Raw genomic sequence first — 16,244 nt, 5'->3', positions numbered from 1 at the left:
ATTTTTTATTTACTTCTACTAAAGAATAACACCCATCTCTAACACCGATCTAACAAACACAGTTTATTTTTAAAAAAGATACCGGCAGTTTTTCTGCCGGTAATTGTTGATTATAATTCTTGACGGCTACAAAATCAAATCCATCCAAAACACAACATCATCGCCGTTGTTCTCAATCGCAAAAGGTATTTTCATGGAATCCAATGATTTCTTTACAATCGTTAATCCCAATCCGCTGCGACTTTGACCTCTATTCCTAGTCTTGTCTATACGATAAAAGGGCTCGTATAACTTTGGAAGACTCTTTTCATCTACATGTGCGTTCGAGTTTAGTATATACAGCCGTATAGTCTGGTTATCCTGTTCTTCACACCATATGCGGATATGCCCTTGTTCCGGTGTATTCTGAACAGCGTTTATAAGGATATTGGATAATGCTCGGCTGAATAAATTTTGATCAAGAATACATGTAAGTGTATCGGGGACAGAAACCGTAATTATTTGCATCTTTGTATCGGCCAACGGTTCATGAACCGACAGAACAGATTGAATGACAGCTTTCAGATTAACATCTTCAAGTTTAGGATCTATTTTTTTATCGTCCAACCGGACGATTTCCAATATTTCTGATATTAATTTTCTTTGCAAGGCCATCATATTTAGACATTTCTTTAAATATTCAGGGTATTCCGAGGGCTTTACCACATTCGCTAACATACCTTCTAATATACTGCTGGCGGCGGCAATTGGTGTTTTTAACTCATGGGAAACTGCAGAAAAGAAATATCTTTGGTTTTCTTCCATTTCCTTTTCCCGCTCTATTTCTAATTTTAATGTTTCATACATTTTATAAACATCACCTGCAAGTTGACCGATTTCGTCATGACGGGTCGCAGGCGGAGCTACAAACTCTAATTTTGACATTTTTGTGGTATCTGCCGCTAATTTTTTGATAGGAGCTGCCATGCTGCGTGCGAAGAGTGCCGCTGCAAAAACGCTGAAAATTAATAAAATAGTAATTGCTATAATCGTTTTAGTGACAAAGTCCGCATACAGATCTGATATATCCTTTGCAGGCTCAAATGCTTTTCCATCTATTAAGCGCGGAACGTCAATTTGATCATTTTGGTCTAATAACGACCTTTCAAGTAAATATGTTTGACTTCTTTCTATTATCAGATTTGTTTGCCCTCCAAAAAATAAAACGAGAGTGGTAATAATCAATACAAGAAGAAGCAGAGTATAAATGAAAATCTTTCCGAATATTCCAAGTCCATTTTCTCTTTTCACTTTTCATTTTCCTCCAAACAATATCCTACACCTTTAACCGTCTTAATCATATTAACCGGAAGTTTATCCCGTAACCGTTTCATACTGGCATGAATAATTCCTTCATTGCCGTCAAAATCGTAGCCCCATATTTTTGTTATCAACGTTTCATGGGGGATTATATCCCCTTTGTTCTGTGTCAATAAAAATAAAATATCAAATTCTTTCGGCGTAAGCCCTAAATCCCTTCCGTTATACTCAGCCTTATATGATAACGGATATAACGTAAGTTTTCCCATGCTAATTTCTTTTTTAAGCGATCCGCTGCGGCGCAAGAGCGCCTCTACTCGCTTCATCAGAATTTGCATAGTAAAAGGTTTAGTGACGTAATCATCAGCCTCATTATTAAAAGCTCGTATTTGGTTATCAGCATCGTCTAAAGCGGTCATCATCAAAACTGGAATATCATGAATTTTACGAAGCTCCTTCAAGAGTTCTTGTCCATTTGTACCGGGCAGCATAATATCAAGGATTACAAGCTGATAATTTTTTTTGTAAAGTTGTTCCAACGCTTCATCTCCGTCGAAGCAAGTGTCCACACTGTAGCCCTCTGCCACCAGAAACTTTTTAACCATATCATTGATACTTTCATCGTCTTCAACGACTAATATTTGAATATCCATAAAATCACCTCAATATTAAAATACATTACCAATCTAACATCAATCTAACAGTCATTTATTTAACCTGAGTCGTGCACCTTTGGGTTTTTCGGGATAGTCCGAACCTTGTCGAATCGAACTATTCCGTCTATATGGCCTTCCTCTCACAGTTTTTGGATGCAGCGTTCGGAGTGCCCACTTCACGGAAGCCTCCTTCGGTGTAATATAGTCCACTGTTTTCCCTCTTAAAGAACAATCTTTCATTTATTATATACGTCATGACAAATAATATAAAGTCAAGAAGCCGCAGTTCACAAAGAATTTACAAAGCAGAAAAAGCCCCACTGCCTTCAGGAGCAAACTGGCTGGCAGTGGGGGATATTGCAAGGAGGTGCGCGTAACGAACACGAAAATGATGCAAAAAAACGCCGTGAAAACGCCTCCGGATGCAGAAGGATTTTATCTATAAAAAGCAAAAAAAGCCCAGTATCACTGGACTTTTCGGCTCGTCAGCATTGTTTAAATATTGACGTTTTCATTTGGTGGAGGCGAGAAACCCTCAGCGCACTTCCCTACTAAGTTCTGGTTCCAAGCCGTAGGCAGTCTGGGCAGGATGAGCAGCTATATTAAGCTGCTAAAGGGTAATTTTCATTTGCGTATATTTACCAATTAAACACAGATTCTATCTTCACTAGAAAGTTCATTTTTCACCTTTTATTTTACAACATACGAACATGCACACTCTTCTGGATTTGTTACTGTAGTCTAGTCATGACAAACAAATCCATGATTCTACTTTGTATTAGCGAAGTAACCTGTTTTATTATCTTTGCTATTTATGGTTCAAAGAGTAATCATCTAATATATGCTTTATCTCTTCTTTAATACCTGATAGTTCTTTTTCTATAACATTCCAAACAATTTTCAGATCTACTCCAAAATAATCATGAATTAATATATCCCTTAACCCTGCCATCTCTCGCCATGGCACAAGTGGATAACTATCTCTCAAATCAGGAGTTATCTTTTTTGTTGCTTCTCCAATAATTTCTAGATTCCTTATAGCTGCATCTTGAATCAATCGTGAATACATAAATTCTTCTTTACCTTGTTTAGTATAATCCTCAATATTTGTTATGCATTCAAGAATATGTAGCAGGTATGTTTTATCATCTCTCATATCTCTACAACCTCTCTCATTACCTGTTCTCTTATATTCCAGTGCAAGGCATTCTCTGTTACAACATCAACTGGTCTTTCTAGTAAGTCCTCAAGATCATTCTTCAAAGCTATTAAATCAAACAGACTTCTCTCTTCTTCAAAGCTAACCAAGAAATCTATATCACTTTTATCATTGTCTTCACCTCTAGCTACTGATCCAAAAATTCGTATTGTTTTTGCTCCACGATTTAAGGCTAATCTAATAATATCTTTTCTTTTTTCTTCGATTAACTTATTTTTCATCATATTTATCACCCTAGTATTATTATACCTGCACTATAATAATAAAAAAAGATTATTCTTAAAAATTTAAAATCTTATAAAAGATTTATGTGAATGTCTGTAAGTCGGTACAGATCTGTGGTTTTCCCCACATATCCATTGGCATTGCCGTCGTTTTAACGTTACGGTTTCATCCGTCAAGCCAGATTTTCACTTACAATTCACACTTCAAGGCGACTCTTTTGGGTCGAGACACCCCCTTGGTATTTCCCTGGTGTCAAAGTGTGTCAAGGGGACGGGGTTTCCGTCACGCTACAATCTTTGAATAATGCCTCTATTAATTCCTGTGAATCTTTCAATTTGTCTAACTGATAGGCCATACCCTTCCTTTAATTCTTTTATATATGTATTTCTTTTATCTACATCAACCATTTGTAAATCTGACCCCCGCTCAACCTTACAAAGATTCTTAATTATTTTTATAGCATCATTATCCGTTATTTGACGGTTTTCTTTTATTTCTAGACATTTATCATCGTTATCTTTATCAATAAAATCGACAAATTTCCTTACAGCTTGTGCTCTATCTACATTTAAAATATTAAGGCCCAAGTCCGTATCCGTCTGATATTTACTTCTAATATAATCTGTATAATTCGTCCATGGATAGTCTTCGACTTTAGTCACTATGCCAGCTTTTACAGGATTTTGAAGAATATATCTCAGGACTGTTAAAAAGTATGCATCGTCCTCTACGGGCTCATTTTTGAATCGATCCTGAAATAACGGCCCTATTCTTCCATATTTTTTGTTATACCATAAAACATAGCTACCGCATATTCTTCGCATCACAGTCTCCAATGGATCCTTGTCTTCCATTAGCAGTAAATGAAGATGGTTACCCATTAAACAATAGGCATATAGTTTATATTCACTGATTTCCCTGTATTTTTGCAAGGTTTGAATGAACTTATGACAATCTTCCTCATCTTCAAATATAATTTGACGATTTATTCCTCTCATAATAATATGGTATATTCCACTTTTACTTTTTATCCTTGGCACACAAATCACCTCTATAAATAAGTTATATCATGGATGTATTTTGCGTGTCAACAACTCCGTCCCTATGTCACCTTTAGGGATTGGTACCATGTCCGGAACCATTGGAACTTTTGACCGGAACTGGTGGGCAATCAGCTTCGGATTATTCAATTATATGCGGTATGGCGAATAATATCTAGTCAAGAAGCCGCCGTTCACAAAGAATTTGCAAAGCAGAAAAAGCCCCACTGCCTTCAGGAGCAAACTGGCTGGCAGTGGGGGATATTGCAAGGCGGTGCGCGTAACGAACACGAGAATGCTGCAAAAAACGCTGTGAAAACGCCTCTAGAAGTAGATGGATTTTATCTATACAAAACAAAAAAGCCCAGTATCACTGGACTTTTTTGCTTGTCAACATTGTATCAATATTGATGTTTTCATTTGGTGGAGGCGAGGGGACACTTTGTTCCATTGTTTCCAATGGCGCTGACTATATCTTGAACTCCTTATGAAGTCCTCCGGCGTATTATGAAAGCTATAACGTAAGGGGTCACACCCCTATTGGGAGTATTCCTCTTCTGTTGGGGAATGTCCCCAATCAAAACTTCCATCCTAGTACATCCTTTTTGGATGCCTATAAGTCGATACAGAGCTGTTGGGTTTCCCCACATACCCCTCGGTATTGCCATCGTCTTAACGTTACGGTTTCACCGATCAAGCCGGATTTTCACTTGCAATTCACACTGCAAGGCGACTCTTTTGAATCGAACCCCTGTCCGAAAGCACTTTACCAGCAGCTTCTCCGAGTGCAGTCATTGTTTTAGTTTCTCGTCTCCGGCAGCGCCCAATGACAGGCTATGCTTTTGACCAGTCCCAATTTATCCGCGGTTGAGTCGAGACACCCTCAGCGCAGTTCCCTACTAATTTGACGCCCTGGGTCCAAGCCGTAGGCAGCTTGGGCAGGACGAGCAGCTATATTAAGCTGCTAAAGCGTAATTTTCGTTTGCGTTTATCTTTAATTCCCCAGTTTTTTAAGGCGGACCCCAAGGAAAAACCTCCACTCGCTACTCCTGACTCCATACCCCCGTCGAAACCAGTACGCCCCCATGATCTATAGCAAAAGTCTTTAAGACCTTTGTCTCTCTCTGAGTTCTTTCTGGATACGTCTTTGGGCATCTTTCTGGGCGATGTCCTCCCGTTTATCATACATCTTTTTACCCTTTGCTACGGCCAGTTCCATCTTGACCAATCCCTTTTCATTGATATATACTTTAAGGGGTACCAGGGTAAGACCTTTTTGTGTGGTATAACCCAAGAGCTTACTGATCTCTCTTCTGTGCAACAAGAGCTTTCTCTTTCGCACTGGGTCTACATTAAATATATTGCCCTTCTCGTAGGGACTGATATGCATATTATGAATGAAGATCTCACCATGATCTACTTCAGCATAGCTGTCCTTGAGATTCAATCTACCCATGCGGATTGATTTTACCTCTGTTCCTGTTAACACAATTCCTGTTTCATAAGTTTCTTCGATAAAGTAATCGTGTCTTGCCTTTTTATTATTGGCAACTACCTTTGTTTCTCTCATGTACTCACCTACTTCAAAGGGTAATCTTTATAAGGTCTGTTGATTATAATACCATGAAATTAATATTATGTCAAGCACCTATATGGTCACTGATCTGTTCCAAAATCAGTGCTTTAATATTTTCTAGCTGCCCGTAGACTACTACTTTATCTCCTTGTTGAAATACAAATTTGCTGTTGGGAAAATGGATGATATGAGACCCTCTATCGATATTAAGCACTTGAATATATCTTCTTTTTAAATCAGACTCCTCTAGAACAGTTCCAACTAATCCACTGCTATCTTCAATAATAAACTCGGCCACCCCATATTCGCCGTTTAGCTTTAATACTTCTTCCACAGTACGCCTTTTATTATTTCGATCCATTTTCTTTTTTAACTGCTTTTCGATGTAACGTTCTATACGCCTTAGAATCCAACGGTTTCTAGATAAGAATAGTATCAGTAAAATCACGCTTGCTACTCCAAAAACTAGATATAGAAACCCTTCACCCCTAGATAAAATGTTAAGGATATTCAAAATAAAAGCAATAAGGGTGGCCGTTCCAACATAACTAATCAGCATTAATATCTGCGCAATTCGCCTTCTTGTAGGGTGTTGGGTGATCAGCTCCGATTCCCTGGTTGTAAATCCAGTATTGGTAATGATCGATATGACCTGGAATCTAGCCTTATCCATATCCAGTCCAGTGACTTTTAAAGCAATCGCTAATATTTCTACGATCAGCAAAAGAAATAAAATGATGGTCAGTCCATATAATATACCCAAGTCTCTCTCCTCCCTTTCAAAAGGCTATATTCATATATACGCCTAATAGGAGAATAAAAAAACAAACTATAATACAAATTTTTTTATAGCTGCTGCAACCCCATCTTCATCATTGGTTAGCGTAACATAGTTCGCACGTTCTTTTACAATTTCATCGGCATTCCCCATGGCAACGCCTAGCCCTGCATATTCTAACATACTAATGTCATTTTCATTATCTCCAAAACAGATCACTTCTTCCTGCTTCACACCCAACGATTCTGCCAAGCTTTTAACTGCTATGCCTTTAGAAACCCCTTTATTCATCATCTCTATGTTATTATGCCACGATTTGCTGACAGAAATCGTTTCTATGTTTTCAAGTGCTTCTCTCGCTTGAGTCAAAATATTCATATCGTCACTAACGACCTGAAATTTGTATACACGGTCTGCTTTGTTTTTTATAGTTTCATAGGTATCTTCTATAATACGAATATCAATTCGATCTTCTTCCTTTAAGGTTTTGTTCCACTCCGAATATTTTAAGGAACCTCTATCTAACTTTTCTGTATAGAAGGTTTCTTGAGAATAAAAGTGATAGTACAAATCATATTTTCGGCAGATATCCACTATTCTCAAGCAATCTTCTGTCGACAAGTGATTTTCATAAATTATGCGATTATCTTTTAAATCTTTTACAATCGCGCCATTGCAGGCGATGATAGGGGTTTTAATGCCCAAATATCTTGCAAAAACCCTAGCAGAGGTATAGATTCTCCCTGTAGCTACTGCCACATGAATTCCTTTATCGTGAAGTACTTTAAAGATTCTTTGGTTTTCTTCCGAAACCTTTCCTTCACCATTTAATAATGTACCGTCCATATCTGTTACCACGAGTCTATAGCTCATATAAATCCCTCCTCTTTCTCCTTTTCCATTATACACCATTTAGACTAAAGGACAAAATACTTCAAAAAAGTTTTCTGCATAAGAATAGACACACCAGGGTGTGCCTATTCTTATGGTGTTACATTAGCATAAAGTCTATTTCCTTTTGCGACACATCTGCTTTTATGACTTTCACGCGAACTTCATCACCGATCCGATAGGTTTTCTTTGTTCTTTCTCCCCTAAATAGTAAATTTTCTTGATCGTAGATATAATAGTCATCTACCAAAGAACTGATGCGAACCAATCCCTCGATGGTATTGTCCAATTCTACAAACATACCGAAGGACACTACGCTGCTAATGATACCTTCAAATTCTTCTTCAAGGTGATAGGTCATATATTCTGCTTTTTTCAGATCGTCGGTTTCACGCTCTGCCTCTACTGCAACCCGCTCTCTTTCAGAGGATTGATCTGCTGCATTTTGGACGATCTTCTTAAGTTTATCAATTCTTTTTCCCGTTAGCTTTCCTTGCAGTGTTTCTTTGATGATCCGGTGAATTTGCAGGTCTGGATATCTTCGGATCGGTGATGTAAAATGGCAATAATATTGTGCTGCCAAGCCAAAGTGACCTGCATTTTCCGGAGAATATTTTGCTTGTTTTAGTGATCTCAACATCAATGTGTTGATGATTCGCTCTTCTTTCTTACCTTCTACATTATGCAATAGATCTTGTAGTGCTTTTGGATGCACTTCGTGACCAAGACCCTTGAGGTGATAGCCAAAATTATGAATAAATTTATTAAAAGCCTCGATTTTTTCTGAATCAGGGTCCTCATGAATCCGATATACAAAAGGTGTATTCGACCAGTAATAATGCTCGGCAACGGTTTCATTGCAAATCAACATAAATTCCTCGATGATTCTATTGGCAATGCGTCTCTCTGCTTTTTTGATTTCTATAGGTTTACCGCTTTCGTCCAGTATAATTTTTGACTCATCGAAATCAAAGTCTATGCTTCCTCTACTGTCTCTTCTTTTTCTAAGCATTTTACTTAGCTCTTCCATTAAGTAAAAGTCGTCTAATAAGTAATCATATCGTTTTTTTAGTTCTTGATCATCTTTTTCTAATATATCCGATACATCGGTATAGGTCATGCGCTCAGCTGTTTTGATCACACTTTCAAAAACCTCATGATTTACCACGTTTCCTCGATGATCAATTTCCATAGATACAGATAAAGTAAGGCGGTCTACCTTTGGATTTAAGCTGCAGACCCCATTGGACAGCTTTCTTGGCAGCATGGGAATTACACGGTCTACTAGATATACACTGGTAGCACGTTTTAAGGCTTCCTTGTCTAACGGCTTGCCTTCTTTTACATAGTGTGTTACATCTGCGATATGTACTCCTAACATATAGTTGCCGTTTGGGAGCTTTTTCACCGATACCGCATCATCCAAGTCTTTTGCATCGGCACCGTCTATGGTTACAATTCTGTCATTACGTAAATCTCTCCGCCGAGCAATCTCTTCTTCCGGCACGATTTCCGGAATAGCAGCGGCTTCGTCTTCAACCTTCTTAGGAAACTCTTCTGGCAGCTTATATTTTCGGATAATGGATACAATATCGGTACCCACATCATCCTTATGTCCTAGCACTTCAATTACTTTTCCCTCAGGATTCCTACGAGGTTCAGGCCAGCGTGTAAGCTGCGCGACTACTTTATATCCGTCTTTTGCTCCATTAAACTCACTTTTGGGAATATATATATCCATATTGATTCTTGCATCATCCGGTACAACAAATCCAAAGTTTTTACTGCTTTCAAAAGTTCCAACAATTTCATTGTTTGCTCTGGAAATAATTCTAATAATTTCCCCCTCAGACTTTTTCCCATCATTGCTTTTTTTCGTAATTCTTGCAATAACACGGTCGTTGTGCATAGCACCATTGATATCACTAGCAGGGATAAAGACATCAGGATATCCTTGCAATTCAGATAACACAAAGCCAAAGCCTTTTCCATGCTGCTGCAATTTTCCTACTGCTAAATTCATTCTTTCAGGAGCTGCATATCGATTCTTCTTTGTTTTGATGATTTGGCCTACTTTCTCCATTTCATCCAGTATAGAATAAAATTCTCCAATTTCACTTTGTTGAATATTTAATGCCAGAGCTAGCTCACTTTCTAACATGGGACTATAAGCTTTTTCCCTCATAAATTCCAGGATTTTTTCTTTATGATCCAAAATAACTCCTCCGATCCTATTTTACTCCTGATAATACAACCTCATATTCTATTTTACCCCTTAAATAGATAAATATTTAATTATTTTAAATAGAAAACATAGATATATAGAAGAAGGCAGCCTATATTCATTATAAACAAGAATGGTATGCCGATTGTAAAGGATTTATGCAGAGTTTTATGTCGAATAACCTTCATTCCCATCAATACTCCAGCGGCACCTCCCATTAGGGAAACGATAAAGAAGAACTTTTCTGCAATTCTCCATCGATGTGTTTTCGCATAATACTTATCTAAAGCAGTAATGATAAATCCCGCCGTGTTTATGAATAGAATATATAATCCTATATAAACTTCCTTGGTCTTGAATAGCTCATAAATAGACATCGCTATTGCCTCCTTGCCTCATAATCATGCAACTGTATTATATCATAATTACAGATTAAGTAAGTATTTATTAAAAAATAAACACTCCCTGATTCATTCAGGGAGTGTAATGTTTTTTACAGTAATCCTCCAAACTTTAGGAACAATGGAGCAAATACAAGGGCTACGATTGTCATCAGCTTGATTAGGATGTTAATAGAAGGGCCGGAAGTATCCTTGAACGGATCTCCAACTGTATCTCCAACAACAGCAGCCTTGTGTGGCTCGCTGCCTTTTCCACCGTGGAATCCTGACTCGATATATTTCTTTGCATTATCCCAAGCTCCGCCTGCATTGGCCATCATGATTGCCAACAATACCCCGGAAACAAGGGCGCCGGCTAATAATCCGCCTAAAGCCTCAGGTCCGAGAATAAACCCAGTTGCAACAGGTGCCGCAACCGCCATGATACCAGGGATAAGCATTTCTTTCAATGCTGCGGCTGTACTGATATCAACGCATCTAGCATAATCAGGCTTTGCTTTTCCTTCCATGATGCCTGGTATTTCTCTAAACTGTCTTCTTACTTCTTCGATCATTTGGAAAGCTGCTTTTCCTACGGACTCCATCGTCATCGCAGAGAATAGGAACGGCAGCATACCACCAATTAATAAGCCGATAACTACCAAAGGATCTAATATATCTATTTTTTCAAGCTGTACAACCTGTGAATAAGACGCAAACAATGCCAACGCAGTTAACGCTGCAGAACCGATAGCAAAACCTTTTCCAATTGCTGCAGTTGTATTTCCTACTGCGTCTAGTTTATCTGTAATTGCACGAACAGTCTTTGGAAGTTCTGACATTTCTGCAATACCACCTGCGTTATCTGCAATGGGACCATAAGCATCAACGGCTACAGTGATACCTGCTGTGGAAAGCATACCTACTGCCGCAAGGGCAATACCATATAAACCAAAGAATTTGAAAGCGATCAAAATACCCGCTGAGATAAATAGGATTGGTAAAGCTGTTGAGTACATTCCTACAGCCAAACCGCTAATAATAGTAGTCGCAGGACCAGTCTCTGATTGCTGTGCAATTTTCTTTACATGTTTATAGTCACCAGATGTGTAAATTTCTGTCAAGGATCCGATAATTATACCTACAATTAATCCAGAAGCAATTGCTGCAAAGGCTTTTAAATCACCAAATAACGCTCTACTCAAGAAGAAAGCACCTACAATTACAATCACGCCACTTACATAGGTACCAAATTTTAATGCTTTTTGTGGATTTGTGTTTTCATCACCCTTTACAAATAGGGAACCGACGATAGAAGCAATAATTCCAAGAGATGCTAAGGCCAATGGGAACATTGCACCATTAACAGGATCGATATTTGGAATGACAACCCCTAAGGTAATGGCTGAAATGATAGAACCCACATAAGACTCAAATAAGTCAGCACCCATTCCGGCAACATCCCCTACGTTATCTCCTACATTGTCAGCGATAACAGCAGGATTTCTAGGATCATCCTCAGGTATTCCGGCTTCTACTTTACCTACCAGGTCAGCACCAACGTCTGCAGCTTTTGTATAAATACCTCCGCCAACACGACCGAAAAGTGCGATAGAAGAAGCACCTAGTCCAAATCCAGTAATGATTTCAGGTTGTCCAATGAGTAAATAAAGTCCACCAACACCAATAAGTCCTAATCCAACTACGGACATCCCCATTACAGCACCACCATTAAATGCTACGCCTAGTGCTTTATTCATACCACCCTCTCTTGCTGCATTTGCAGTTCTTACATTTGCCTTTGTAGCAACCTGCATACCAAAGAATCCGGCAAGTGCAGAGAAAAGTGCACCGATCAAGAAGCAAACTGCTGTCAATAGATTAATGCCAAAAGCCAATACTACAAATAAAATACCTGCAAAAATAGTAAGCGACTTATACTCTCTTGTTAAGAAGGCCATTGATCCTTCATGAATATATGAAGAAATCTCCTTCATTCGATCCGTACCTACCTCAACCTTATCAATCTTCGTTGCAAGCATATAAGCAAATACAAGTGCAATTACACCGACTATCGGTGCAATAACTGAAAAATCCATCTATTTTGCCTCCTTTTATTTCCTAGATCCATTACAACTGACTCTAGTGTTTCCTAAATACAATTACTGTTGTAAATACACAAGTATGAGAGAACAAATAATAAAAGCTGCTGCCCCTATTGTCGTCACTCTACTTAATAAATCTTCATACCCTCTGCCTTTTTGCTTTCCCCAAAGCTGCTCAGCTCCACCAGCAATTGAACCGGATAAACCAGCACTTTTTCCAGATTGCAAAAGAATGCTAACAATTAATACAAGACTCGCAATTACTTGTATAATCATAAATGCTATTCTCATTATTCCACCTCCTCCGTGTAATTAACATACATATTTTAACATAGCTACTTTTCAAAATCAATAAATATTATTTTATCACACTTTAAAATTCCTTATAAAATAATATAAGGGTAGATTTCTCTACCCTTATATTATTGCTAAATATTTCTAAGGCTATACTCTTCTTACTTTAAATTATAGAATGCACTCATTCCCGCATACTTAGAAGTGAAATCCAGCATTTCTTCAATTCTTAACAATTGATTGTATTTTGCAACCCTATCTGTTCTCTGTGGCGCTCCTGTTTTAATCTGTCCTGCATTTACAGCTACTACTAAATCTGCAATCGTAGCATCTTCAGTTTCTCCGGATCTATGGGATACAACTGCAGTAAAGCCTGCTCGTTTTGCCATTTCGATCGTATCCAGGGTTTCTGTGATGGTTCCGATTTGGTTTAATTTAATTAGAATAGAATTTGCAGCCTTTGTTTCAATTCCTTTAGATAATCTTTCTGTATTGGTTACAAAAATATCATCTCCAACGATTTGAATCTTCTTACCTAATCTTTCATTCATCAATCTCCAGCCATCCCAATCTTCTTCATCTAATCCATCTTCAATAGAGATAATTGGATAACGATTTACAAGGTCTTCATAGAAAGCTACCATCTCTTCAGATGTTTTTACAACACCTTCTCCTGCTAAATCATATTTTTTCTCTGCTTGGTTATAGAAAGAAGACGCAGCAGCATCAATTGCCAGCATTACATCTTTTCCTGGCTCATAGCCAGCCTTTTTAATCGCTTCAATGATTACCTGCAGTGCTTCTTCGTTAGAAGTTAGGTTTGGTGCAAAACCACCTTCGTCGCCAACTCCGGTATTTAAGCCTTTATCCTTTAAAACCTTCTTTAAGTTGTGAAGGATTTCAGTTCCCATTCTCAATGCTTCTCTAAAGTTTGGCGCACCTACTGGCATTACCATGAACTCTTGAATATCTACATTATTATCTGCATGCTGTCCACCATTTAATATGTTCATCATTGGTACAGGCAATGTTTTGGCATTAACACCGCCAAGATATTGAAACAATGGTAATCCTAATGATTCTGCAGCTGCTCTTGCTACAGCCATAGATACACCTAAGATTGCATTTGCACCTAATTTACCTTTATTCGGTGTTCCGTCCAATTCGATCATGGTCATATCAACGGCCACTTGATCCAATGCATCCATATCCATGATTTCCGGGGCAATAATGTTGTTTACATTATCAACCGCATCAAGTACACCTTTACCTAAGTATCTTCCCTTGTCGCCATCTCTTAATTCAACTGCTTCGAAAGCTCCTGTAGATGCTCCTGAAGGAACAATGGCTCTTCCCATGGATCCATCTTCTAAATATACCTCCACCTCAACAGTAGGATTCCCTCTTGAATCTAATACTTCCCGTGCATATACATCGATAATTGTCGTTGACATTTGTATCTTCTCCTTTCAATTTGCATATTTAAAAGTTTACTAACGCTACATAATCATCTGGCTTGAGGCTAGCGCCGCCTACCAGTGCTCCGTCAATATCTTCTTGATTCATGATTTCTTCAATATTATCCGGCTTCACACTGCCACCATATTGGATTCTGATTTCTGTATAGACTTCTTCGCCGTATAGCTCTCGTATCACTTCCCGTATATTATAAATGGCTTCATTTGCCTGCTCAGATGTAGCTGTTTTTCCGGTTCCGATGGCCCATATCGGCTCATAAGCAATTACGATTTCCGCAACACGGTCTCCTGGAACCCCTTCAAAGGCCTTTACAACTTGATTCTTTACTAAGGTATTTGTTTGCCCGCTCTCACGCTGCTCTAAAGTTTCACCTACACATATAATGGGCTTTATATTGTGCTTTAGTGCTGCATGGACTTTTTTATTTACGGTTTCATCAGTTTCATTGAAGTATAGCCTTCTCTCTGAATGTCCAATGATACAATACTCTACACCCAGTTCCTTTAACATCAGCGGTGATACTTCGCCAGTATATGCCCCTTGATCTTCCCAGTGCATATTTTGTGCAGACAGCTTGATATTCGTACCTTTAATAGCTTCTTTTACAGGATATAAAAGTGTATACGGCGTGCATAAGACCACCTCTACATCAGTACCCTTTACCTGCTCTTTAATACGCTCAACAAACTGAACAGCTTCAGAAGCTGTTTTGTGCATTTTCCAGTTTCCTGCAATAATGGGTATTCTCATTTTTTCCCCTCCTTGAAACTATTTATCTTGAATCACTGCGATTCCGGGCAGTTCAATTCCCTCTAGAAATTCAAGGGATGCGCCGCCCCCGGTAGAAATATGTGTCATTTTATCGGCATAGCCCAATTGTTCTACTGCGGCAGCGCTATCTCCACCACCAATAATGGTTGTTCCTTTACTTTCAGATACAGCCTTGGCCACATCTTCTGTACCCACTGCAAAAGCCGGCATCTCAAATACGCCCATGGGTCCGTTCCAAATTACTGTTTGTGCTTCTTTAATCACTTTAGCAAAATAATCTACTGTCTTTGGACCAATATCCAGACCCATCATATCTGCAGGAATTTCTGCTACATCTACTGTCTTATGATCTGCATCCGCCTTAAATTCAGCAGCCACCACTACGTCCACTGGCAACAACAGTTTCACGCCTTTTGCAGCAGCCTTTTCCATTAGCTCTCTTGCTAATTCCAGCTTATCCTCTTCCAGCAATGACTTCCCGATTTCATTTCCCATTGCTTTCAGGAAGGTAAAGGCCATACCTCCGCCCACAATGAGTGTATCTACTTTTTCAAGTAAATTTGTAATGACGCCGATTTTATCGGAAACCTTAGCACCGCCTAAAATCGCAACGAAAGGTCTATTCGGATTATGTAACGCCATTCCCATGATTTCAATTTCTTTTTGGATCAGATAACCAGAAACACAAGGAAGATAATCAGCAATCCCTGCAGTAGAGGAGTGCGCTCTATGGGCTGTTCCAAAGGCATCGTTTACAAAGATTTCACCTAGGCTGGCCAATTCCTTAGAAAAATCCGGATTGTTCTTCTCTTCTTCTTTTCTAAATCGAACATTTTCCAGTAGTACAACTTCTCCATCCTTCATTTCTGCAACAGCTTTTTTTGCACTTTCTCCAACTACAATATCATCTGCTGCAAAAACAACTTCTTGATTTAGTAGTTCTGCCAATCGTTTCGCAACAGGCTCCAGCGAATATTTTTTATTTGCTTCACCTTTAGGTCTTCCTAAGTGAGACATTAATATTACGCGGGCGCCATTATTCACTAAATACTTGACCGTCGGCAGTGCACCACGAATTCTGATATCATCCGTAATGTTTTTATCTGCATCCATTGGTACATTAAAGTCACAACGTACCAGTATTTTTTTGCCCCGTACGGCTACATCTTCAATGTTTTTTTTATTTATCATGTTTTCACCTCTCCTCAATCGATAGGGGTTTCCGGTTTAAATCAATGTTCTCCTACTTAAGGGGAATATTGTACATCGTTATCCTTATAATTCAAAAGGAAGTCCAATCTTGTTTT

At 38.6% G+C, this 16,244-nt stretch carries 15 protein-coding genes and 1 other RNA gene; all 16 read right to left on the bottom strand.

The window, feature by feature from the left end:
- Positions 1–126: 126 nt before the first annotated feature.
- The 16 genes from Gferi_RS24545 to Gferi_RS24465 all read right to left on the bottom strand — a co-directional run bounded on the left by Gferi_RS24545 (position 127) and on the right by Gferi_RS24465 (position 16,128).
- Positions 127–1,290, bottom strand: a complete 1,164-nt coding sequence (locus tag Gferi_RS24545; protein WP_069980747.1) for a sensor histidine kinase — start codon at positions 1,288–1,290, stop codon at positions 127–129.
- A complete protein-coding gene (locus Gferi_RS24540; protein ID WP_069980746.1) occupies positions 1,287–1,952 on the bottom strand; it encodes a response regulator transcription factor in 666 nt (221 codons plus the stop codon). The genes Gferi_RS24545 and Gferi_RS24540 overlap by 4 nt, the downstream gene beginning before the upstream one ends.
- 811 nt (positions 1,953–2,763) lie before the next feature.
- A complete protein-coding gene (locus Gferi_RS24535; protein ID WP_069980745.1) occupies positions 2,764–3,111 on the bottom strand; it encodes a HepT-like ribonuclease domain-containing protein in 348 nt (115 codons plus the stop codon).
- A complete protein-coding gene (locus Gferi_RS24530) occupies positions 3,108–3,398 on the bottom strand; it encodes a nucleotidyltransferase family protein (RefSeq protein WP_069980744.1) in 291 nt (96 codons plus the stop codon). Before Gferi_RS24530 ends, Gferi_RS24535 begins: the two co-directional genes overlap by 4 nt.
- Before the next feature lie 288 nt (positions 3,399–3,686).
- Entirely contained in the window at positions 3,687–4,439 is a 753-nt protein-coding gene (locus Gferi_RS24525; protein ID WP_083273754.1) for a transposase, read from the bottom strand.
- Between the two features lie 739 nt (positions 4,440–5,178).
- Positions 5,179–5,516, bottom strand: a transfer-messenger RNA (tmRNA) gene (ssrA, locus tag Gferi_RS24515).
- A gap of 28 nt (positions 5,517–5,544) precedes the next feature.
- Complete coding sequence (gene smpB / locus Gferi_RS24510; RefSeq protein ID WP_069980742.1) at positions 5,545–6,009, bottom strand: SsrA-binding protein SmpB; 465 nt, start codon at positions 6,007–6,009, stop codon at positions 5,545–5,547.
- 70 nt (positions 6,010–6,079) lie between these two features.
- Positions 6,080–6,778, bottom strand: a complete 699-nt coding sequence (locus tag Gferi_RS24505; RefSeq protein WP_083273753.1) for a cation:proton antiporter regulatory subunit — start codon at positions 6,776–6,778, stop codon at positions 6,080–6,082.
- 66 nt (positions 6,779–6,844) lie between these two features.
- Positions 6,845–7,666 carry a Cof-type HAD-IIB family hydrolase gene (locus Gferi_RS24500; protein WP_069980741.1) on the bottom strand — a complete coding sequence of 274 codons (822 nt, stop codon included), beginning with the start codon at positions 7,664–7,666 and terminating at the stop codon, positions 6,845–6,847.
- A 118-nt stretch (positions 7,667–7,784) separates the two neighbouring features.
- Positions 7,785–9,899 (bottom strand): ribonuclease R, encoded by a 2,115-nt coding sequence (rnr, locus tag Gferi_RS24495; RefSeq protein WP_083273751.1) that lies wholly within the window; start codon positions 9,897–9,899, stop codon positions 7,785–7,787.
- A gap of 80 nt (positions 9,900–9,979) precedes the next feature.
- The gene (locus Gferi_RS24490; protein WP_069980740.1) at positions 9,980–10,285 is read right to left on the bottom strand and encodes a DUF1294 domain-containing protein; all 306 of its coding nucleotides are present in this window, start codon (positions 10,283–10,285) and stop codon (positions 9,980–9,982) included.
- Positions 10,286–10,401: 116 nt separating this feature from the next.
- Positions 10,402–12,387: a sodium-translocating pyrophosphatase gene (locus Gferi_RS24485; protein ID WP_069980739.1), complete on the bottom strand. Its 1,986-nt coding sequence runs from the start codon at positions 12,385–12,387 to the stop codon at positions 10,402–10,404.
- Positions 12,388–12,450: 63 nt separating this feature from the next.
- Positions 12,451–12,684, bottom strand: coding sequence for a preprotein translocase subunit SecG (gene secG / locus Gferi_RS24480; protein WP_069980738.1), 234 nt, complete (start codon positions 12,682–12,684; stop codon positions 12,451–12,453).
- A 164-nt stretch (positions 12,685–12,848) separates the two neighbouring features.
- Entirely contained in the window at positions 12,849–14,141 is a 1,293-nt protein-coding gene (gene eno / locus Gferi_RS24475; RefSeq protein WP_069980737.1) for a phosphopyruvate hydratase, read from the bottom strand.
- Between the two features lie 28 nt (positions 14,142–14,169).
- On the bottom strand, positions 14,170–14,916 hold the full coding sequence (tpiA, locus tag Gferi_RS24470) for a triose-phosphate isomerase (protein ID WP_069980736.1): 747 nt from the start codon (positions 14,914–14,916) through the stop codon (positions 14,170–14,172).
- Positions 14,917–14,934: 18 nt separating this feature from the next.
- Positions 14,935–16,128, bottom strand: a complete 1,194-nt coding sequence (locus Gferi_RS24465; RefSeq protein ID WP_069980735.1) for a phosphoglycerate kinase — start codon at positions 16,126–16,128, stop codon at positions 14,935–14,937.
- Positions 16,129–16,244: the final 116 nt, after the last annotated feature.

Source organism: Geosporobacter ferrireducens (assembly GCF_001750685.1).
GTDB classification, from domain to species: Bacteria; Bacillota; Clostridia; order Peptostreptococcales; family Thermotaleaceae; genus Geosporobacter; species Geosporobacter ferrireducens.
The sequence above is the reverse complement of the archived record's forward strand: the minus strand, read 5'-3'. Positions and strand labels throughout refer to the sequence as shown.

Bases quoted from the DNA above. Each gene is read 5' to 3' on its own strand.
- Gferi_RS24540 (WP_069980746.1), bottom strand. From the start codon at position 1,952: ATGGATATTCAAATATTAGTCGTTGAAGACGATGAAAGTATCAATGAT.
- Gferi_RS24535 (WP_069980745.1), bottom strand. From the start codon at position 3,111: ATGAGAGATGATAAAACATACCTGCTACATATTCTTGAATGCATAACA.
- Gferi_RS24530 (WP_069980744.1), bottom strand. From the start codon at position 3,398: ATGATGAAAAATAAGTTAATCGAAGAAAAAAGAAAAGATATTATTAGA.
- smpB (WP_069980742.1), bottom strand. From the start codon at position 6,009: ATGAGAGAAACAAAGGTAGTTGCCAATAATAAAAAGGCAAGACACGAT.
- Gferi_RS24500 (WP_069980741.1), bottom strand. From the start codon at position 7,666: ATGAGCTATAGACTCGTGGTAACAGATATGGACGGTACATTATTAAAT.
- Gferi_RS24490 (WP_069980740.1), bottom strand. From the start codon at position 10,285: ATGTCTATTTATGAGCTATTCAAGACCAAGGAAGTTTATATAGGATTA.
- Gferi_RS24485 (WP_069980739.1), bottom strand. From the start codon at position 12,387: ATGGATTTTTCAGTTATTGCACCGATAGTCGGTGTAATTGCACTTGTA.
- secG (WP_069980738.1), bottom strand. From the start codon at position 12,684: ATGAGAATAGCATTTATGATTATACAAGTAATTGCGAGTCTTGTATTA.
- eno (WP_069980737.1), bottom strand. From the start codon at position 14,141: ATGTCAACGACAATTATCGATGTATATGCACGGGAAGTATTAGATTCA.
- tpiA (WP_069980736.1), bottom strand. From the start codon at position 14,916: ATGAGAATACCCATTATTGCAGGAAACTGGAAAATGCACAAAACAGCT.
- Gferi_RS24465 (WP_069980735.1), bottom strand. From the start codon at position 16,128: ATGATAAATAAAAAAAACATTGAAGATGTAGCCGTACGGGGCAAAAAA.